This window comes from Paenalcaligenes hermetiae, assembly GCF_039543645.1.
GTDB classification, from domain to species: domain Bacteria; phylum Pseudomonadota; class Gammaproteobacteria; order Burkholderiales; family Burkholderiaceae_B; genus Paenalcaligenes; species Paenalcaligenes hermetiae.
In genome coordinates this window covers 219,445-238,332 of the sequence record NZ_BAABKD010000008.1, presented here as the reverse complement: position 1 = coordinate 238,332, position 18,888 = coordinate 219,445, and the positions used below count along the sequence as shown (strand labels likewise).

Annotated in this window: 18 protein-coding genes and 3 tRNA genes; 12 read left to right on the top strand and 9 right to left on the bottom strand. The window is 46.8% G+C overall.

Features of this window, described 5'->3' with window-relative positions:
* Positions 1–109 precede the first annotated feature (109 nt).
* The 6 genes from ppk1 (at position 110) to ABD980_RS05510 (ending at position 6,888) form a co-directional block, all read left to right on the top strand.
* On the top strand, positions 110–2,200 hold the full coding sequence (gene ppk1 / locus ABD980_RS05535) for a polyphosphate kinase 1 (RefSeq protein WP_377536198.1): 2,091 nt from the start codon (positions 110–112) through the stop codon (positions 2,198–2,200).
* Positions 2,201–2,307: 107 nt separating this feature from the next.
* The gene (pstS, locus tag ABD980_RS05530) at positions 2,308–3,351 is read left to right on the top strand and encodes a phosphate ABC transporter substrate-binding protein PstS (RefSeq protein ID WP_345370208.1); all 1,044 of its coding nucleotides are present in this window, start codon (positions 2,308–2,310) and stop codon (positions 3,349–3,351) included.
* Between the two features lie 124 nt (positions 3,352–3,475).
* Positions 3,476–4,414: a phosphate ABC transporter permease subunit PstC gene (gene pstC, locus ABD980_RS05525; protein ID WP_260649197.1), complete on the top strand. Its 939-nt coding sequence runs from the start codon at positions 3,476–3,478 to the stop codon at positions 4,412–4,414.
* Positions 4,415–4,425: 11 nt separating this feature from the next.
* A complete protein-coding gene (gene pstA, locus ABD980_RS05520; RefSeq protein WP_345370204.1) occupies positions 4,426–5,292 on the top strand; it encodes a phosphate ABC transporter permease PstA in 867 nt (288 codons plus the stop codon).
* A 31-nt stretch (positions 5,293–5,323) separates the two neighbouring features.
* On the top strand, positions 5,324–6,100 hold the full coding sequence (pstB, locus tag ABD980_RS05515; RefSeq protein ID WP_260649195.1) for a phosphate ABC transporter ATP-binding protein PstB: 777 nt from the start codon (positions 5,324–5,326) through the stop codon (positions 6,098–6,100).
* 62 nt (positions 6,101–6,162) lie between these two features.
* On the top strand, positions 6,163–6,888 hold the full coding sequence (locus ABD980_RS05510; protein WP_345370202.1) for an ABC transporter substrate-binding protein: 726 nt from the start codon (positions 6,163–6,165) through the stop codon (positions 6,886–6,888).
* Positions 6,889–6,980: 92 nt separating this feature from the next.
* Here ABD980_RS05510 and ABD980_RS05505 read toward each other — a convergent pair whose 3' ends face one another.
* From ABD980_RS05505 to ABD980_RS05485, 5 genes are all read right to left on the bottom strand, one after another.
* Positions 6,981–7,970 (bottom strand): TRAP transporter substrate-binding protein, encoded by a 990-nt coding sequence (locus ABD980_RS05505; protein ID WP_345370200.1) that lies wholly within the window; start codon positions 7,968–7,970, stop codon positions 6,981–6,983.
* A 15-nt stretch (positions 7,971–7,985) separates the two neighbouring features.
* Positions 7,986–9,254 (bottom strand): TRAP transporter large permease, encoded by a 1,269-nt coding sequence (locus tag ABD980_RS05500; protein ID WP_345370198.1) that lies wholly within the window; start codon positions 9,252–9,254, stop codon positions 7,986–7,988.
* Positions 9,241–9,801, bottom strand: coding sequence for a TRAP transporter small permease (locus ABD980_RS05495; protein ID WP_345370258.1), 561 nt, complete (start codon positions 9,799–9,801; stop codon positions 9,241–9,243). Before ABD980_RS05495 ends, ABD980_RS05500 begins: the two co-directional genes overlap by 14 nt.
* Before the next feature lie 70 nt (positions 9,802–9,871).
* A tRNA-Pro gene (locus ABD980_RS05490) sits at positions 9,872–9,948 on the bottom strand.
* Positions 9,949–10,044: 96 nt separating this feature from the next.
* Positions 10,045–11,277: a phospholipase A gene (locus tag ABD980_RS05485; RefSeq protein ID WP_345370196.1), complete on the bottom strand. Its 1,233-nt coding sequence runs from the start codon at positions 11,275–11,277 to the stop codon at positions 10,045–10,047.
* Positions 11,278–11,430: 153 nt separating this feature from the next.
* Between ABD980_RS05485 and ABD980_RS05480 the strand changes: the two genes are divergently transcribed.
* Both ABD980_RS05480 and ABD980_RS05475 read left to right on the top strand, forming a co-directional pair.
* Complete coding sequence (locus ABD980_RS05480; RefSeq protein WP_345370194.1) at positions 11,431–12,168, top strand: polysaccharide deacetylase family protein; 738 nt, start codon at positions 11,431–11,433, stop codon at positions 12,166–12,168.
* Between the two features lie 21 nt (positions 12,169–12,189).
* Positions 12,190–12,266 (top strand) — tRNA-Arg (locus tag ABD980_RS05475).
* A gap of 14 nt (positions 12,267–12,280) precedes the next feature.
* Here ABD980_RS05475 and paaX read toward each other — a convergent pair.
* The 4 genes from paaX to ABD980_RS05455 form a co-directional block, all read right to left on the bottom strand.
* On the bottom strand, positions 12,281–13,225 hold the full coding sequence (gene paaX, locus ABD980_RS05470) for a phenylacetic acid degradation operon negative regulatory protein PaaX (RefSeq protein ID WP_300647597.1): 945 nt from the start codon (positions 13,223–13,225) through the stop codon (positions 12,281–12,283).
* Between the two features lie 115 nt (positions 13,226–13,340).
* Positions 13,341–14,819, bottom strand: a complete 1,479-nt coding sequence (locus ABD980_RS05465) for a phospholipase D-like domain-containing protein (RefSeq protein WP_345370191.1) — start codon at positions 14,817–14,819, stop codon at positions 13,341–13,343.
* Complete coding sequence (locus ABD980_RS05460; protein ID WP_345370189.1) at positions 14,812–15,048, bottom strand: hypothetical protein; 237 nt, start codon at positions 15,046–15,048, stop codon at positions 14,812–14,814. Before ABD980_RS05460 ends, ABD980_RS05465 begins: the two co-directional genes overlap by 8 nt.
* 98 nt (positions 15,049–15,146) lie before the next feature.
* Positions 15,147–15,222: transfer RNA gene (locus ABD980_RS05455), tRNA-His, on the bottom strand.
* A 197-nt stretch (positions 15,223–15,419) separates the two neighbouring features.
* Between ABD980_RS05455 and ABD980_RS05450 the strand changes: the two genes are divergently transcribed.
* From ABD980_RS05450 to bamC, 4 genes are all read left to right on the top strand, one after another.
* On the top strand, positions 15,420–16,046 hold the full coding sequence (locus ABD980_RS05450) for an L-threonylcarbamoyladenylate synthase (protein ID WP_260649148.1): 627 nt from the start codon (positions 15,420–15,422) through the stop codon (positions 16,044–16,046).
* Between the two features lie 53 nt (positions 16,047–16,099).
* Complete coding sequence (locus tag ABD980_RS05445; protein ID WP_260649147.1) at positions 16,100–16,750, top strand: site-2 protease family protein; 651 nt, start codon at positions 16,100–16,102, stop codon at positions 16,748–16,750.
* Between the two features lie 83 nt (positions 16,751–16,833).
* A complete protein-coding gene (gene dapA / locus ABD980_RS05440) occupies positions 16,834–17,739 on the top strand; it encodes a 4-hydroxy-tetrahydrodipicolinate synthase (protein ID WP_260649146.1) in 906 nt (301 codons plus the stop codon).
* Positions 17,736–18,872: an NlpB/DapX family lipoprotein gene (bamC, locus tag ABD980_RS05435; RefSeq protein WP_345370185.1), complete on the top strand. Its 1,137-nt coding sequence runs from the start codon at positions 17,736–17,738 to the stop codon at positions 18,870–18,872. Before dapA ends, bamC begins: the two co-directional genes overlap by 4 nt.
* Positions 18,873–18,888 lie beyond the last annotated feature (16 nt).

The window sequence follows — 18,888 nt, the reverse complement described above, 5'->3', positions numbered from 1 at the left end:
AAAAGCACAGCGTCTAAAAAGAATCCTCATTCGTTTATTGCGGTGTCGCAACAAAATCACTGTCATAAACAGGTAAAATGAATCAAGTATAAGGTTTGCGGTACTAACGATGACTATAGAAGATGCCTCCATGATTCCTAATCCTGATGTAATGCTCATTAACCGTGAACTATCACTGTTGAAATTCAATGAGCGCGTATTGGCGATGGCGGAAAACCCGTCCACGCCGTTATTAGAACGTTTGCGTTACTTATGCATCGTTAGCTCTAATCTGGACGAGTTTTTTGAAATTCGTATATCCAGTCTTAAAGAAAAAATAGATCAAGCGCCGCATCAGATGCAGGCCGATGGTTATACGCCGCTCGAAGCCTTTGCATGTATTCAGCAGAGCACCCATGATTTGGTCGATAAGCAAAACGAATTATTGCTAAATCAGGTTTTGCCGGCACTTATGGAAGAGGGGATTGGGCTTTTACGCGTTCCACAATGGACACAAGAACAGCGTGACTGGGCCTATAACACGTTTATGCGAGAGGTCATGCCCTTGCTTACCCCCATTGGCTTAGATCCAGCGCACCCTTTTCCACGGGTATATAACAAAAGTCTCAACTTTATTATTTCCTTATCTGGCGAGGATGCGTTTGGGCGCACAGGGGCGATTGCCATTGTGCAAGCACCACGTGCTTTACCCCGCTTATTAAAAATGCCCGAAGCGATTGCGGGCATTCCACATGGTTATGTCTTGCTCACAGCATTAATTAGTTGTTTTGTTGATGAGCTTTTTCCGGGCATGGATGTTAAAGGTTGCTATCAGTGGCGAGTGACTCGAAACAGTGATCTTTTTGTGGATGAGGAAGAGGTCACTAATCTACGACAAGCTTTGCAAGGCGAGCTATCACAAAGAAATTTTGGGGCGGCAGTGCGCTTAGAAGTCGATCGCTCTATGCCCGATGCACTGGCGGCGTTTTTACAAAAAGAATTCTTACTGACAGAAAATGATACATATCGCGTGCTAGGGCCAGTTAATCTATCGCGCTTATCGCGCTTATGCGATGTGCCCGATCGTCCGGATTTAGTGTTCCCCCCATATCACGCTCCCGTTCCTGCTCCTTTTGACCAACTGGACAGCCCTAAAGATTTATTTCACGCCATAGCCAAACAAGACCAGCTGGTGCACCATCCATACCAGTCTTTTCAGCCCGTATTAAGCTTTTTGCGCGCTGCGGCACTGGATCCCCATGTGGTAGCGATTAAACAGACCATTTATCGCACAGGTGAAGACTCCGAGCTGATGGCTATTTTGATGCAAGCAGCCAAGGCAGGTAAAGAGGTCACAGTGATTGTGGAGCTAATGGCTCGGTTTGATGAGCAAACCAATATTAACTGGGCGGCACGGCTTGAAGAAGCTGGTGCACATGTCAGCTATGGCGTAGTGGGGTATAAAACACACGCCAAAATGGCATTGGTATTACGTCGTGAACAGGGGGAGATCCGTCGTTATGGGCATTTGGGTACCGGCAACTATCACCCACGTACAGCTCGACTGTATACCGACTTTGGTTTGATGACTGCCAACGCAGATATTTGCGCTGATATGGAACAGGTGTTTAGTCAGTTGACGGGGTTAGGGACGCGACGCAACCTGCGTGTTTTATTGCAGTCACCATTTAATTTGCACGACACCATGATGGCTTATATTGAGCGTGAAATTGAGCAGGCTAAAGCTGGGAAAAAAGCACGTATCATGGCAAAAATGAACTCGTTGCTCGAGGCTAAAATCATTCACGCTTTATACGAGGCCAGTCAAGCCGGTGTGCGTATTGATTTAATTGTACGTGGTGCTTGTGCATTACGTCCTGGTGTGCCTGGCTTATCAGAAAATATCCAAGTTCGCTCTATCGTTGGCCGGTTTTTAGAGCACTCACGTGTTTTTTATTTTTATAACGATGGGGCGGAAGACCTTTATATTTCTTCTGCAGACTGGATGGACAGAAACTTTTTCCGTCGGGTTGAGCTTGCTGTGCCTGTTTTTGACCGGCGTTTAAAACGTCGAGTGATTAACGAGGCCTTTCGTTATGCATTGCGTGATAATCAGCTTGCTTGGAAAGGCTTGCCTAATGGTAGCTACCAACGTGTTCGAAGCCGGCGTGGCGCAATTTTCAATTTGCATGAGCACTTAATGCAAGAGCTAGGACAGTGATTTTGTGTTAAAACAGCTACTGTCACGAACATGTAATATTTGCGTCTTAAACTGCTTACAGATGCAGTAATAGACTGCCGATTACAAATCATCAAGAGGGTGTCTAGATGTTAAAACGTGCTTTTTCAAAACTAACCGTGGGTCTGGCTTTTAGCGCCATGGCTCTATCTGCTCAGGCCGTTAACGTAACAGGTGCGGGCGCGTCTTTCCCATATCCAATTTATGCCAAATGGGCAGCTGCCTACAATAAAGAGACCGGTAAACAAGTTAACTACCAGTCTATTGGTTCAGGTGGTGGTCAGCAGCAAATTATTGCTAAAACCGTTGATTTTGGTGCTTCGGATGACCCGATGAAAGGCGAGGCATTAGAAAAAGATAACTTACTTCAGTTTCCTGCGGTAATCGGTGGTACAGTTCCTGTAGTGAACATCGATGGCATTGAGCCAGGCCAGTTAAAATTATCAGGTCCTGTTTTGGCTGATATTTTCTTGGGTAAAATCACCAAATGGAACGATGAGGCGATTCAAAAGCTTAACCCTGACCTCAAACTTCCTGCTAACTCGATTGTAGTGGTTCACCGCTCGGATGGCTCTGGTACGACCTTTGGTTGGACCAACTATTTATCCAAAGTCTCCACCGACTGGAAAGAAAAAGTGGGTGAGGGCAAAGCGGTAAAATGGCCTACCGGCCAAGGCGGTAAAGGTAACGAAGGAGTAGCGGCGTATGTGCGTCAGCTTAAAGACTCTATCGGTTATGTAGAATATGCTTACGCCAAACAAAATAAACTGTCTTGGACTCAGCTCCAAAACAAAGATGGTCAGTTTGTACAGCCCTCACAGGAAACCTTTGCTGCCGCTGCAGCGAACGCAGACTGGAATAGTGCCCCAGGTATGGGTGTGATTCTTACCGATGAGCCCGGTGCAGATTCCTGGCCTGTAACTTCTGCCACGTTCATCTTAATGCACAAAGTACAAGACAAGCCTGAAAATGCAAAAGCGGTCTTGAACTTCTTTAACTGGGCCTTTGATAAAGGGGCCGACATGGCGAGCGAGCTCGACTATGTGCCTTTGCCTACCGAGGTCACCGACCAAATCAAGCAGGTGTGGGCTAAAGAAATCAAAGCCAAAGACGGTAGCGAAATCTGGAAATAATGCAGTTTTTTGGATTGCCTAACCGTTGGTAATACACAAGACGGTTCCATCAAAAGTTGGTGGTACCGTCTTGTTGTGTGACAATACTGCTTTTGCAAAATCACCAACTCTTTAAAACGCTGTCATGAAATCTAACCAAAATGTCTTATTAGACGTCTTGTTCAAAAACGTAACGAAAAGTTTTGCGTTTTTTGTTTTTATTCTGCTGGCTGCCATTATGGCATCGCTGATCTATGGTAGCCGTGAATCCATCTCAGCTCATGGGTTGGCGTTTTTATGGACCAACGAGTGGGATCCAGTTAATAATGAATACGGAGCGTTGGTTCCTATCGTAGGAACGTTGTTGACGTCGGCAATTGCTTTAGTGATCGCCGTGCCGGTTTCCTTTGGGATTGCCATGTTTTTGACTGAGCTGTCACCGGTTTGGTTACGACGCCCTTTAGGAACCGCTATTGAAATGCTAGCCGCCATTCCCTCCATTATTTATGGGATGTGGGGGCTTTTTGTTTTTGTGCCGTTGTTTCAGCGCTATGTACAGCCAAATATCATTTCTTTTTTTGATGGTATTCCTGTACTTGGATCAATTTTTGCAGGGCCGCCTTTTGGTATTGGGGTGTTTACGGCGGGCTTGATCCTTTCCATCATGATTATTCCGTTCATTACGGCGGTAATGCGCGATGTATTTGAACTGGTGCCCCCACTACTAAAAGAGTCGGCTTATGGCTTGGGGAGCACCACTTGGGAAGTCATGTGGCGTGTGGTATTGCCTTTTACAAAAAATGGCGTGATCGGAGGCATTATGTTAGGTTTGGGTCGGGCTTTAGGGGAAACCATGGCCGTGACCTTTGTGATTGGTAATGCCTTTAATCTTCCCAATTCGATTTTTGCTCCCTCTAACTCTATTGCATCGGCACTGGCCAACGAATTTAACGAAGCGGGTGGCATGCAAAAAGCCGCTTTACTAGAATTAGGCTTAATTCTGTTTTTAATCACCACGGTAGTATTGGCTGTTTCTAAAGTCTTGCTATTACGTTTAGCTAAAAACGAGGGTGCTCAATCCTAAGCAGCAACACTATGCAAAATACAACGACTTCTGTACTGAACCCGGATAATCCTCTCTATAAACGCCGCAACCGCTTTAACCGGCTCATGCTGACTTTGTCTACGGTTGCGCTGGTTTTTGGTTTGTTTTGGTTGTTTTGGATCATTATTACTTTACTGGTTAAAGGGGCATCAGCCTTATCCTTTACACTGCTCACGCAGCCCACCCCACCCCCTGGTGTGGAGGGGGGGTTATTAAACGCCATTTTAGGTAGCTTTATGATGGCGGGCATGGGGACCTTGATCGGGACGCCGATAGGGATTTTAGCCGGCACCTATTTGGCCGAGTTCGGTCAGCGCGGTTGGTTGGCACCAGCGACTCGATTCCTAAATGATGTGTTGCTATCAGCACCATCGATTGTGATTGGTTTATTTATTTATGCGATCCACGTTGCCCAGTTTGGGCACTACTCGGGTTGGGCGGGTTCGTTAGCCTTGGCGATTTTAGTGATCCCAGTGGTGGTGCGCTCTACGGATAATATGCTGCAATTAGTGCCAAATAGTTTACGTGAGGCTGCTGCGGCGCTGGGCTGCCCACAATGGCGTATTGTGATGTTTATCAGTTATCGTGCCGCGCGCTCTGGCATTATTACGGGTGTGTTATTAGCCGTAGCTCGTATATCGGGCGAGACCGCGCCCTTGCTCTTTACCGCATTAAACAACCAGTTTATGTCGTTAAATATGAACGGGCCGTTGGCGAACTTGCCAGTGGTGATTTTCCAATATGCAGCGAGCCCCTTCGAGGATTGGAACCGCCTCGCTTGGGCAGGTGCCGTATTGATCACTTTGTTTGTGTTGGGCATCAATATTTTGGCTCGCACCTTATTCCGTAACAAATAACGCCTCGCCTTTTTTCGATTAAATGATGACTATGCAAAGCAACTCTACAACTGAACGTATTAAGCTCGAAGTAAAAAATTTAAATTTTTACTACGGCAACTTCCATGCCATTAAAGACGTCAATATGAGCATCAAGGAAAACAAGGTGACGGCATTTATTGGCCCATCGGGATGTGGTAAATCCACCTTGTTGCGTACTTTTAACCGCATGTTTGAACTCTATCCTGGGCAGCGAGCCGAGGGGGAAATCCTGCTGGATGGAGAAAATCTATTAACCTCTAACTTAGATATTTCATTATTACGCGCTAAAGTTGGCATGGTTTTCCAAAAACCGACGCCGTTCCCAATGAGCATTTATGACAATATTGCTTTTGGGGTGCGCTTATTTGAAAAGTTAAGCAAAGGGGAAATGGACGAGCGGGTAGAGTGGGCACTGACTAAAGCAGCCTTGTGGGATGAGGTCAAAGATAAGCTCAAACAAAACGGTAATGGATTATCGGGTGGTCAGCAACAGCGCTTGTGTATTGCTCGCGGCGTTGCGATTAAACCAGAGGTATTGTTATTGGATGAGCCAACCTCGGCATTGGACCCCATTTCTACAGCGAAAATCGAAGAGCTCATTACAGAGCTAAAAAACGATTATACTGTGTTAATTGTGACGCATAATATGCAACAGGCTGCCCGCTGCTCAGATTACACCGCTTATATGTATTTGGGCGAGCTTATGGAGTTTGGTGAAACGGACCAGATTTTCGTGAAGCCCGCACGCAAAGAAACCGAAGACTACATCACTGGACGCTTTGGTTAATCGATTTGCGAACTATTCTTAAAGCAGCCTACGGGCTGCTTTTTTTATTAAGGAGACAATTCATGTTGAATCAGGTAGACGCTGTGATGAAAAACCTAGCACCCCAAGGCGAATTACGCATTGCGCTAAATTACGGCAATACAGCACTTGCACAACGTGGTAAAGATGGTGTTCCTTTAGGGGTAACGGCAGACCTTGCCAGAGAACTCGCTCGTCGCCTTGGCGTGGTGCCCCGTTTTATTAGTTATGACGCTGCAGCAAAAGTAGCGGCCGCTGTGGAGGAAAATGCTTGGGATATCGCATTTATGGCGATCGATCCTAAACGCGCAGAGAAAATCGATTTCACCGAAGCCTACGTACTGATAGAGGGAACCTATATGGTTAAAGACACGGCACCGTGGTTGCAGGTGGAAGAGCTAGATCGAGAGGGGGTGCGTATTGCGGTTGGGCAGGGCGCGGCTTATGATTTGTTTTTATCTCGGCATTTACAGCATGCCGAACTCGTTAAGTTTTCCACTTCGGCTGCAGCGATTCATGGGTTTGTAGAACAGGGCCTGGAGGCGGTAGCCGGCGTGCGTCAAACGTTACAAGCATATGCGGCAGAGCACACAGGATACCGTATTTTAGACGGCCATTTTACGGCTATTCATCAAGCCATGGCGCTACCTAAAGGGCGTGATGTGGCTTTGCAATATGTGACTGATTTTATTAAAGAAATGAAGGCTAACGGATTTGTAGCCGAAGCATTGCAGCGTAGCGGCCAAGGCGGGGCAACCGTTGCACCTTAATAATGTCAAAGCCCACAGCCGTAAGCGTTTTATAAGCTTGCCGCTGTGGGCTTTGTGAAATGCCATCACACGAGCCACATCGTATGGGTGGACTAGGGGGTTTGGGCTTTTATTTGTGCTGCTTCTTGCTCCAATGCTTTAAGGGTAGGGGACTTGGTACGCCATACCTGATACCAGTTTTCTATACTTTCACCAAAAAATGCTCGATCCACCTTAAGAATCGAAACCCCTGTGGTTTGGATTTGGTCTAAGTAGTCTTGATCAATTTTTTCATAGGCCAAGATAATTTGCTCTAAATGCTTGGCGACGATTTCTTGTAATAGTTTTTGTTGTGTTTCGCTCAGGGTCTGCCATTTTTTTGCTGAAGCCACAGCAACCATCGGTAGCATCATGTGTGATGAGTGTAAAACGGTTTTAGCATGGTCGATGTATTTAACATTCCATGCACCCTCAAAGTCGATTTGCATGCCATCGATTTGACCATTAGCAAAGGCATCATATAGCGCAGGTAGTGGCATAGGTGTAGGCGCTGCGCCAACCTTACGCCAAAAATCGAGCTCAGGCTCAATGGGGATCGTGCGGATTTTTTTGCCTTTTAGATCTGTCCCATCGTTAATCGCTGCACGCATCAGAATTTGGCGCATTCCCGCCATGCCATAACCTAAGCCCACCAAACCCAGACTGTTAAGTTCTTGAAGCATAGCGGTGGCGGTTTCGCCTTGTAATAACTGACTGACTTGTTGTGGGGTATCAACTAAATAGGGAGCAAAGAGAGCGGCATAGTTAGGGCGCCGGTTGGCGATCTCCCCAGCGACCAAAAAAGCCATATCTAAAGCCCCGCTTTGTAGCTGCTGTAGCATTTGGGCTTCATTACCTAATTGTCCCGATGGATAGACCCGCACGCGTAGCTCGCCTTGTGTTTTTTCTTGGACTTCTTGTGCCAGTGCCTGGGCGGAAATCGACCATTGGTGAGAGGGAGGAGTAATTAGACCTAAACGCAGTTCCGCGGCGACGGCCGAGCCAACAAATAGCGAGCTACTAAGGCATAAGTAACCAAAAAAGGCATACCATTTTTTACGCATGAGATTTCCTTTGTGTTAGGGCGAGGGGATAAAGACTAAAGAAAGCGCTGGCAAAAGCACTAAAAGGGCTATCACAGCCAGAGCAGCAAATAGATACGGCAAGGCTAAACGAGCAATACGCTCCGCTTTAATGCCAGATAAGGAAGACGCCACAAATAGCGCCGAGCCAATCGGAGGGGTTAATAAGCCTAGGACTAAGCTTAAGCATAGTACGACGCCAAAATGAAACGGGTTGATGCCATAGTGATCCATAGCAACCGGTAATAGCACGGGCACAACTAAAATAATAATAGGAATAGGATCCATCACCATGCCCATGATAAGTAAAGCCAGCACCACTAAAAATAAAAAAACGGGTGGGCTACTTGTAACCTGTTGAATCCAATCGGCAAATTGGGCAGGTAGATTCTCAAACGTGATAACCCAACCAAAGACATGCGAGGCAGCAATGAGCAATAACACCACTGCTGCATTTTGAGCGGCACGGATTAATGCTGGACCAATAAATGCGAAATGCAGCTCTTTATAGATATATTTACCAACCAGAATGGAGACAATACAGGCAATTGCCGCGGCTTCAGTCGGTGTGGCAATCCCACCAAGAATACAACCAATAATGATAATAGGTATCATTACAGCAGGTAGGCTTTGAAAAAGCGCTTTACAGCGCTGTTTACTATTTTGGTGCTCAGTGTATGGATACTGATGCTTTTTTGCTAAAACACCAATAATAGCGAGAAAAGCAAGACTTAGCAGTAATCCAGGAACAATGCCAGCTAAAAATAAATCCCCAATCGAAATTTGTGCGATGACGCCATAGATAATAAAAAGCATCGAGGGTGGCATAATAGGGGCTAACAAGCCCCCAAGGGCAGTGATGGTAATAGCAGTATCTTTTCGATAGCCGGCTTGCTGCATTTGAGGAACAGCAATGCGAGCCATTATCGTGACTTGAGCCACAGTAGAACCCAAGATAGAAGCCAGCATCATATTGGCAAGCAGGTTGATATACGCTAAGCCACCTCGAACTGAACCAATGCATGCGGCAGCAGCGGCCATGAGACGGCGAGCTATCCCACCCTCGTGCATGCATTCGCCCAGCAAAATAAAAAGCGGCAAAGCCAGCAAACCATAATTTTCTAGTCCCCCAAAAAACTGCAGAGGGTAGGAGCTGAGCAGCACCGTATTGTCTGACGTATAAATAAATAAGAGCGCCGTTATCGCTAAGACAAAAGCCACGGGTACGCTTAGCAGTAACAGTGTAAAAAAACTAATTGCTAACATGGGAATGCTCTTGACGCAGTCGAGTCATGGTATGACACCAGTTAGCCAGACTATGGATGAAGCCGCTAACAGCAAAAATAGGTAGGATTAACCATGTCCAAAATTTTTTTATCCCAAGGGTCATGGTGGGCTCCTCATAGACAAAATTAAACTCTGTGCTTGAAAAAGCAGCCCAGTCTAACCGGTGTTTGACGATGAGCTGATAAGGCTCAAAGATCATGATCAGTAAAGCCAAAAATACCGCAAAAAAAAGCATCAATAAGGTATCTACGCACAGATCTAAACGATATTGCGCTGATTGGCTTAAGCGATCTTTTAAAAGGGTCATGGCAATAGTAGTGCGGTAGTGGATACCTGCTGCCGCTGCCAGTAGTGCCATCCAGACCATAGCGGTGACAGCCGCCTCGTCAATCCAATAAATAGGAATGTTATTGAGACGGGTAATGATATTGATTATCAATAACAAAAAAATAAAAGCCATAAAAGAGCCCGCTACGAATAACTCCGTGCGAGCAAGGCGCTGACTAAATCGATAAAGTGTGAGCATAGTCACATTGTAATGCGATGACAGATGAAAAAAAAGGTTTATGCCAAAGCATAAACCTTTTTTAGTAATGTGGTCGGGGCGGCGGGATTCGAACTCGCGACCCTCTGGTCCCAAACCAGATGCGCTACCAGGCTGCGCTACGCCCCGAAAGACTTAACTATAGCATGACTTAAAATAAAAAAGCAAGCCTTTTGTGAAAAAAGTTTTTTATCTGTCATCCCCCCCTGTTTCTGGGGGGAAAGACTATGGAATGATAGCAATCCCAAAGCGAACTTGTGATTGGCTGCGTTGGTTGTAATGCAAAAGCGTTTCGCCGTAACCTTTGTAGTATTGAGCGTAGAGATAACCATTCATATTAAGAGGGGTGCGCTTTAAAGGCCAAGAAGCATCCACTTGGGTGGTTTTACGGTTGTGCTTACCACGTTGATAGGTACCGGTTAAAGCAAGACCGTAATCTTGTTGCCAGCGTAGTTTCCATTCCACATTGCCCATATAGTCACGGTAGTCTGGGTTATCGCTGCTGACGCCAAAGTATTTCTTTACGCGGGGCATAAAGGTCAGCGTGCTGCCACCATCAAATAGGTAATTGAACTCGGGCTGAATATAGAAATCATTAATAGAGCGAGAGTCGTCGCCGCTTTTACCATTGGACTCATGCTCCGCCCCGGCATTTAAGCCCAGATAAAAAGGCGAATTATTATTTTGCCAAAGTTTTTCTTTATACCAAAAGACACTGGGGTTATACGTGGTATCGATAAAAGGCATGGAATCAGAACTTAAATCCCACAATGAACGTTGTGTGTAAGCTAGATATAGATGGTTATGAAAACCTGATTTTTTTTCATCCTCAGGGTTAAAGAGACGATATTTAAAGCTAATTTGGAAACGCGCGTTCGTTTCAGGTTTAGAGCCAACAATAAAATAAATAGGCTCATAAGAAGAAATCGCATTTCGGAAATTGTCAAAAACAACGCTGCTATGTGGATTTTGTGGGGCTTGCGCCACAGCAGGGCCATAGGTGGGGGAAATGCCTTGGGCAGTTAGTTGCTCTTGGGGGATTTCTGGGTCGGGTTGACCAATGGGGGCGGCACCCGCGTCGATAATGGGGGCAAGCGCAAGCTGATTGGCAAGCAGAGCACCATTGGGGCTGGTGTCTAAAGCAAACAGATCGGGTGCTCCTTCAATGCTAAGCACTTGGACGCCTTTGGCAGCGCTGGGTACCACGGCCTCCCACTCAACCAATGTAAAGCTATTGACGGGCACACGTAGCTCTTGGGCGGGCTGTTTTAAAGAGGCAAGACTACGCATCACATCGCCGTCCGCATGACGCCATTGCAGCACCAGATGCTCAGGGGGGGACCAAGTTAACGCATTAGCCTCATCATTAAATAAAAGCGCGCGCACGGTAATTTTTTCACCTGGCTGAGCGTGATTTTCAACTAAGGAATAGCTAATACCTGCGTGGGCACTGAACAATGGAAGCCAACAGAGAGTTAAAAAGCAAAGCGTTTTATATAGGACGTATCGCATAGCTGTTAATAGAGTAAAAAGAAAGGGTCGCTGCCAATGTAGCACTATTTGGCTTAAGATAGTGGGTGGTTTTTAGAAGAGTGGATAAGGAAGTTAACTATGATACCCATTTTAATGTATCACCAAATTGGTACGCCGCCCCCAAAAGGAACACGGCTGCGGGGGGCTACAGTGCACCCTAAACGTTTTGCGCAACAAATGCGTTGGCTAAAACGTTTCGGTTATACAGGATTATCATTACAACAGTTAATACCTTATTTAAAAGGAGAAAAAACAGGCAAGGTATTTGGAATAACATTTGATGATGGCTATGTAAACGTTTATGAAAATGCGCTGCCGGTATTAAAAGCATTAGGTTTTAGTTCTACCCATTTTATTGTCACTGCTGAAATAGGTGGGCAAAATCATTGGGCGCAAAAAAATGGCAGTTTACCTGCAGCAATGATGAATACGTCACAGCTTCGAGACTGGGTGGCTCAGGGGCAAGAGATCGGTTCGCATACGGTGGATCACGTGTACATGTCAAAAGTAGATCGTGTCGAGGGCATGCGACAGCTTATTGAGTCTAAAGAGACGTTGGAATCGCTATTACAGCAAGAAATAACCAGTTTTTGCTATCCCTATGGCGCCGAAAGCCTTGAGGCGCGACATTGGGTGCAAGAAACAGGCTATCAAGTAGCTGTAACCACAGAGCGGGGGTTAGCCACACACGAGGATGACCGCTATGCTTTGCCACGGGTAAATATTTTGCGTTCTACTCATCTATTGCATTTTTTGCGTAAAACCTTAACCTCTTACGAGGAGCAGAAACGGCGTGGCTATTCTAATCAAAGATAGGGTATAATGCTTTTTTTATGCGCGTCTGTAGCTCAGCTGGATAGAGCACCCGCCTTCTAAGCGGGCGGTCACAGGTTCGAATCCTGTCAGACGCGCCATGTCTTTTGTTGTATCAGCTCGTCATTTCTTCTATTTTTAATCCCCCAAATCGCTCATAAAAATACGGTGCCGCATCGGGTGCATCGGGGTCTTCGGTGCGCAGGGTTGCTAAGATATGCGTCTGCGATGGCTGCGCTAAATAGCGGTAGAGTTGCTGACAAAGCTCATAGGCTTGCTTGCCTATCCAGTTTTTAGGTAGGAGCGCCAGCGGTAACTGTGGGTCATGCAGTTGAGCCCGTCTAAACTCATGAATTAAGAGGGTGCGTGTCACAAAAGCCTGTTCTGCATCCAGGGTGGGGGCTTGCTGTAGATGCGCTAACACCGGCTTAAAATGAGCAATAAAGCGTTGATAGCGCTCGACAATTTCTTCAAGCTGCCAGCAGTCTTTAATCAACGTGGACAAAGGTAGGCTATGAGATAAATCAGTATCTTGGATCTGAGTGACGTACACAGCCTGACTGCATTGCGCGTCCTCGATTAATTGATCCAGTGTACTCAGATCAGGGTTAGGATGAATAAAAGCAAAGGGGGATAACGCCCCAAAGCCTTCCCATAAAAGGGCTTTGCGTAAGTCTGCGCGTTGTTTGGTGCTAATGTCAGCAGAAATAAAAAACAACTGCGTCCACTTGCCATCCCACTCCAAATAGTTAGGGGTGTAGATGCGTTGGTGAGCTTTTTGAAAGCGGACAGAAGCCTGGGGTCGTAGGGTATACATGCTACGGCGCCCCTCGCGCTGCGCACTTAACCAACCTTCTTCTGCTAGGCGGTAGACACTGGTGCGAACCAAGCGGTCATTAATACCAAAAGGAGCGAGCAATCGAATCAGACTGCCTAGCCATAGGGCTCCGCCATGTGGGCGGATGACATCACCAAATAAGGTCATGACCAGTGATTTGGTGCGTGGAGGTTGGTGGCTTAAATAGTCTTGGCTCCACTGCTTTAAAAAAAGATCGGACATGGAATCGTTGTTCTCGTTTTAGGAATCGTATATATACTACAAAATTTTCTACATAGAGGGGTAAATTGTATCGTTATTTGTATAGATAAACTCAAACTAAGTAGAAGCCCTAGGGTTAGAGATAGGGGCTGGCTAACCAAATAATACGATTGATAAGTCGTTGCTTAAAAGGGATTTGAGCGAGTTTTTCTAAGCTGAGTGCTTCAGCTGAATAGATCTCCTCATCAATCGCCTGCTCGATTTGTTGTGCGATATCACGACAATAAATTTCCACATCTAGCTCAAAATTTAGCCGTAAACTACGTGGATCCAGATTAGATGAACCCACATAGCTCCATTGGCCATCGATAGTGATTAGCTTAGAGTGGTTAAAAGACCCCGTTGCCATCCATACGTGGCAACCCGCTTCAATCACCTCGTTAATTTGCGCTAGCATAGCGCGACTGACAAGTTGCAAGTTATTTTTTTTAGGGATGACAATATCGACGCGTACTCCACGACGAGCGGCGGTATTGAGTGCCCCCATCAGTACTTGATCGGGTAAAAAGTAGGGGGATTGAATGCGTATGTGTCGTTGGGCAACAGCAAAGGCGCCTTGCAGCATCGAGTGAGTGCTGGCTAAAAATCGATCCGGCCCAGAGCGTACGCAACGCGCGGGAACCTGTGGCAAGGGAGTGTCCCAAGTACACGCACACCAAAAATCATAGTTTAAGGTTTCATTAGTGGTAAATTCCCAATCATGGGCAAAGGTGGACATCAGCTGCAGTACCACAGGCCCTTGAAAACTGAAATGGGTGTCTTTTGCTGGATTGTTATTGGTAAACTCACTGCAAAAACCCTCACGTATATTCATACCACCCGTAAAAGCAATACGTCCGTCAACGATCAAAATTTTGCGGTGACTGCGTAAGTTCGCATAAGGGCGTTTAAAAAAACTGAGCGGCAGCAAAGGGATAGACATAAACAGGGCACAAGTAATGCCGTGTTTACGCAGTAAGCGATGAACAGGGGGGTGGGAATAGCGTACGCCAATGGCATCAATCAGTACGCGTACGCTGACACCACGTTGTTTTGCTTTGACTAAGGCCTCAACAAACTGCTGACCGATACGGTCGTTGTCAAAAATGTAGCTTTGCAGGGCAATAGAGTGCTCGGCTTGGTGGATAGCGTCGAGCATGGCGGGGTAAGCCTCATCACCGCCTTGGAGCAGCTGGATGTGATTGCCACTGCGCAATTGAAAATAACTGATTTGATTCCCTAGTGTTTGCAGGGCTTCTAGATGTTCATCAAACTGTTGACGCAGGTTAGTGACCACCGGCGTATCATAGTTAATGTATTCTTTGATTTGCTTATCGCGCAGCTCGCTGATTTGCGTTTGGCGTACACGGTTGACGCCTGCAATGATATATAAGATAGAACCAGCAAAAGGAGATAAAAGAATGATCCCCACCCACCCAATAGCGGCGCGTACTTCTTTTTTATTCATGGCCGCATGAATAGCGGTGGGGATACTGATCACCAGACTTAGAATAAGAGCTATATGTGGCCAGTACTCTAGCCAGAAATCATGCAAAAGTTGAGACAAGTTAACCATCGCGTGGGCCAGAGGCTAAAGGACGTGTTTGAAGAGAGTGAATCCAGTTTGGGTTGGGGGAACCGCTGCAAGCAAACTGCTGGTGACGAGAGTTAGAGCGCCAGACGCCACCGCCTAGACTGGGTTCGGGTTTGACGCTATACCAATACCAATCCCCATTTTCGTCTTGAGCGCACCAATCCCAGCCCGCAGGGGCTAATTGCCAATCTGGTATGTTTGCCACAGTCATCCTATCGTATCCTTTTGTTAAACCAAAGACTACTATAAGGGTATTGGGCTAAAAAACAAAAAAGCCCGTATAAAATAATTATACGGGCTTTAAAATCTTGGGGTGATCGACGGGGCTCGAACCCGCGACAACCGGAATCACAATCCGGGACTCTACCAACTGAGCTACGATCACCATTATTTGCAAGTTTTGGGTAGTACCCCTTGCAAAGAAATATAACTATAACATAAAAAATAAAAAAATGCACCACTTGTGTTTTTGTTAAGCTACTATTTGGTGAGCAGCTGATGCATCACCCCTAGAGGAACACGTTTAACCCAAGGAGCATACCCATTATAGTATGGCTCCCGAAGAGATAAAGGACATCGCTTATGGCTCAATATTTTGAAGTGCATCCTCAAAATCCTCAGGCTCGTCTTTTAGCACAAGCAGCGGATTTATTGGCTAAAGGTGGCTTGGTAGCTGTACCTACGGATTCGAGTTATGCCGTGGTAGCACGCTTAGATGACAAGGCCGCCGCCGAAAGCTTACGCCGGCTGCGGGGGCTTGATGAGCGTCATCATTTAACACTGGTTTGTCGAGACTTAGCGGAAATCAGCACGTTTGCGCGCGTAGATAATAGCCAGTACCGTTTATTAAAATTAGCGACCCCAGGCCCATGGACTTTTATTCTTGAGGCGACCAAAGAGGTACCTCGTCGTGTGTCACATCCCTCGCGTAAGACCATCGGGATCCGCGTGCCCCAAAATCGGGTGCTGCTTGATTTAATTGATCAGGTTGGGGCTCCTTTACTATCTACGACCTTAATTCCCGAGGGTGAAGAGCAAGCACTTAATGATGCGCAAGACATTCTGGAACGTTATGAGCATCAGCTCGCAGCGGTCATTGATGGGGGAGCATGTCCTGCAGACTCAACAACAGTGATCGACTTAAGTAGCGGCCAACCCGAAGTATTGCGTGTGGGCTTAGGCGATCCGAAAAAATTAGGTTTAGAATAGACCCCAACAACTTAATGCAATAAACATGGCGTAGAGCCGTATACAGTTTACCTATGGAAAGTTTTATTCAAACACTGGCGGTCTACGCTATCCCGGTCTTATTTGGTATTACCTTACACGAAGCCGCGCATGGATATGTAGCGCGGTATTTTGGTGACCCAACGGCAGAGCAAGCAGGGCGAATTAGCCTAAATCCGACGCGTCATATCGACCCGGTTGGAACTATTGTGGTGCCTTTGTTCTTGTTGATTTCAACAAAACTACTTGGCGGGGCGGGGCTACTTTTTGGTTGGGCAAAGCCTGTCCCAGTGGATTGGTCTCGTTTACGTCATCCTAAAAGAGATATTTTGTGGGTGGCGTTGGCTGGTCCGGCATCTAATTTGCTTATGGGCATAGGCTGGGTTTTGATATTACGCATTTTATTAATGCTAAATATGGACATCAGTGATTTTTGGGGGCGCATGGCCATTGCTGGTGTTCAGGTAAATTTAGTCTTAATGGCTCTGAACCTAGTACCCTTACCGCCTTTAGATGGCGGGCGTATTGTATACAGCCTCTTGCCCCAGCCTTATGCCGATCAGTATGCTCGTATTGAACCCTATGGCATGTTGATTCTGATTGTATTAATGTTTACAGGGGTACTATGGCTGCTTTTGCAACCCTTTTTGCTCGCAGGGCAGTGGATTATTCGTTTATTCTTATGATTTTGCCGTGAATCCGGTAAACTTATACGTTACTTCTTTTATTTTTGGCTTTAGCTCGTCTTATCCAGGAGACTTTATCTATTATGGCTAGTTCGGATACTGCAACCCCTATTTTTCAAGGCAGCATGGTTGCCCTTGTTACGCCAATGCTTCCCGATGGAAGTCTGGATTTTGACGCTTACCGAAAACTTATCGACTGGCACGTTAACGAAGGTACGGATGTTTTAGTTGTGGTAGGCACAACTGGCGAATCGCCTACCGTCGATATGGACGAGCACGCCGAGTTGATTCAGGTGGCGGTCGAACACGCAAATGGGCGTATCCCAGTGATTGCCGGCGTAGGTGGTAACTCCACCGCCGAAGCCATCGAGCTGGCTGCGCATGCCCGTGACGTGGGAGCGCAAGCTGGGCTGTCGGTGGTACCTTATTACAACAAACCCACCCAAGAAGGTTTATATCAGCACTTTAAAAAAATTGTAGAAACCGTGGATCTCCCCACGTTTTTATACAATGTACCTGGGCGCACCGTAGCGGATATGTCCAATGAAACCATTTTACGTTTGGCACAAATTCCCAACATCATTGGGGTCAAGGACGCAACCGGTGATATTGGTCGATTAGGTCAGCTATTACGCGATAAGCCCGAAGACTTTATTGTGCTCAGTGGCGATGACCCCACCGCTGCCGCACTTATCTTATTGGGCGGCAAGGGCAATATTTCTGTCACGGCAAACGTAGCACCGCGCCTAATGAAACAGCTTTGCCAAGCCGCTTTAGATGGTGATTTGGCCACAGTACGTCAATTAAATGCTAAATTGGCGGATCTTAATCAGGCTCTCTTTATCGAGGCCAACCCCATTCCTGTAAAATGGGCGCTGGCTGAAATGGGCTTAACACAGCTTGGCTACCGTTTACCGATGACACCGCTTAGTGCACAACATCACGACGGTTTGCGCCAAGTTCTTAATGACGCAGGGTTGCTCGCATGAAATTAATCCCTAAATCCACCGCGTGGTTAGTAACCACGGGGTTAAGTCTCACGCTTTTAGGCGGCTGTTCTGCTTTAAATCAGATCACAGGCAAAGAAGAAAGTGTGGATTACAAAAGCACGGTAACGGGTGATCCACTCAGTATCCCGCCCGATTTAACCCAGGCTAATCAAAATGCACGCTTCCAAGCACCGGATGCGGGGGCATTATCCTACAGCCAATACGCACAAGCGCAAGCGGATCAGCCCGCTGCAGCGCAACCCGGTAACCGTATTCTGCCCGAACAAGAGGGCATTCAAGTCATGCGCGACGGGGATTTACGCTGGTTAGTGGTGGATAAGCCAGCCGAGCAAATCTACCCGCACATCCTCGAGTTTTGGAATAACCAAGGCTTTACTATCCATTCCGAGGATCCTAAAGCCGGCATGGTGCTGACGGATTGGGCAGAGAATCGGGCAAAAATCCCAGACAGTTGGATTCGTTCCTTGCTCAGTTCAGTAGTGGATCAGGTATTTGATAGCGGTGAGCGTGAGCGTTTCCGTACACGACTAGAGCGTGTAAATGGTAAAACGGAAATCTACATTAGCCACCAGCATATGTACGAAACCCCCACTACTGATGGCGCCGCCTTTAAATGGGTACATGGTAAAGAAGACCCGGGTTTGAATGCCGTGATGCTGGCGCGCTTGATGGTGTTCTTGGGCACAGATATCGAACAGGCTCAAGCACGGGTAGCACAGGCTGAAGCAGCCGATGGGGCACCAGTGGTACAGGTTCAAGACACATCCGATCAGCGCCAGCTCGTAATTAACGAAGGCTTTGATCGTGCTTGGCGTCGTGTTGGGGTGGCGATTGATTCGGCAGGCTTCTCTGTCGAGGATCGCGACCGCAGTGCCGGCGAATATTACATTCGTTACTTGGATGCGGATAGCGGCGAGAAAATCGAACAACCTAATATTATTGGTCGTATTTTCCGTGCACGTAACACCGCCGAGGCACAGCGCTTCCGTATTCGTGTCACGGCCCAAGGCAATAGCAGCTTGGTTCAAGTCGTGGACGATGCCGGTCAGGTGCAGACCACACCTACGGCGGGGCGCATTATTAATGTGTTGTCCAATCACATGACACGTTAAACCCGATACGCCAGAA

Coding starts and splice junctions, on each gene's coding strand:
- ABD980_RS05495 (WP_345370258.1), bottom strand. CDS start 9,801: ATGCTCACACTTTATCGATTTAGTCAGCGCCTTGCTCGCACGGAGTTA.
- pstC (WP_260649197.1), top strand. CDS start 3,476: ATGAAATCTAACCAAAATGTCTTATTAGACGTCTTGTTCAAAAACGTA.
- ABD980_RS05480 (WP_345370194.1), top strand. CDS start 11,431: ATGATACCCATTTTAATGTATCACCAAATTGGTACGCCGCCCCCAAAA.
- paaX (WP_300647597.1), bottom strand. CDS start 13,225: ATGTCCGATCTTTTTTTAAAGCAGTGGAGCCAAGACTATTTAAGCCAC.
- ABD980_RS05500 (WP_345370198.1), bottom strand. CDS start 9,254: ATGTTAGCAATTAGTTTTTTTACACTGTTACTGCTAAGCGTACCCGTG.
- ABD980_RS05445 (WP_260649147.1), top strand. CDS start 16,100: ATGGAAAGTTTTATTCAAACACTGGCGGTCTACGCTATCCCGGTCTTA.
- ABD980_RS05450 (WP_260649148.1), top strand. CDS start 15,420: ATGGCTCAATATTTTGAAGTGCATCCTCAAAATCCTCAGGCTCGTCTT.
- pstB (WP_260649195.1), top strand. CDS start 5,324: ATGCAAAGCAACTCTACAACTGAACGTATTAAGCTCGAAGTAAAAAAT.
- ABD980_RS05460 (WP_345370189.1), bottom strand. CDS start 15,048: ATGACTGTGGCAAACATACCAGATTGGCAATTAGCCCCTGCGGGCTGG.
- ABD980_RS05465 (WP_345370191.1), bottom strand. CDS start 14,819: ATGGTTAACTTGTCTCAACTTTTGCATGATTTCTGGCTAGAGTACTGG.
- pstS (WP_345370208.1), top strand. CDS start 2,308: ATGTTAAAACGTGCTTTTTCAAAACTAACCGTGGGTCTGGCTTTTAGC.
- ABD980_RS05505 (WP_345370200.1), bottom strand. CDS start 7,970: ATGCGTAAAAAATGGTATGCCTTTTTTGGTTACTTATGCCTTAGTAGC.
- dapA (WP_260649146.1), top strand. CDS start 16,834: ATGGCTAGTTCGGATACTGCAACCCCTATTTTTCAAGGCAGCATGGTT.
- ppk1 (WP_377536198.1), top strand. CDS start 110: ATGACTATAGAAGATGCCTCCATGATTCCTAATCCTGATGTAATGCTC.
- pstA (WP_345370204.1), top strand. CDS start 4,426: ATGCAAAATACAACGACTTCTGTACTGAACCCGGATAATCCTCTCTAT.
- ABD980_RS05510 (WP_345370202.1), top strand. CDS start 6,163: ATGTTGAATCAGGTAGACGCTGTGATGAAAAACCTAGCACCCCAAGGC.
- bamC (WP_345370185.1), top strand. CDS start 17,736: ATGAAATTAATCCCTAAATCCACCGCGTGGTTAGTAACCACGGGGTTA.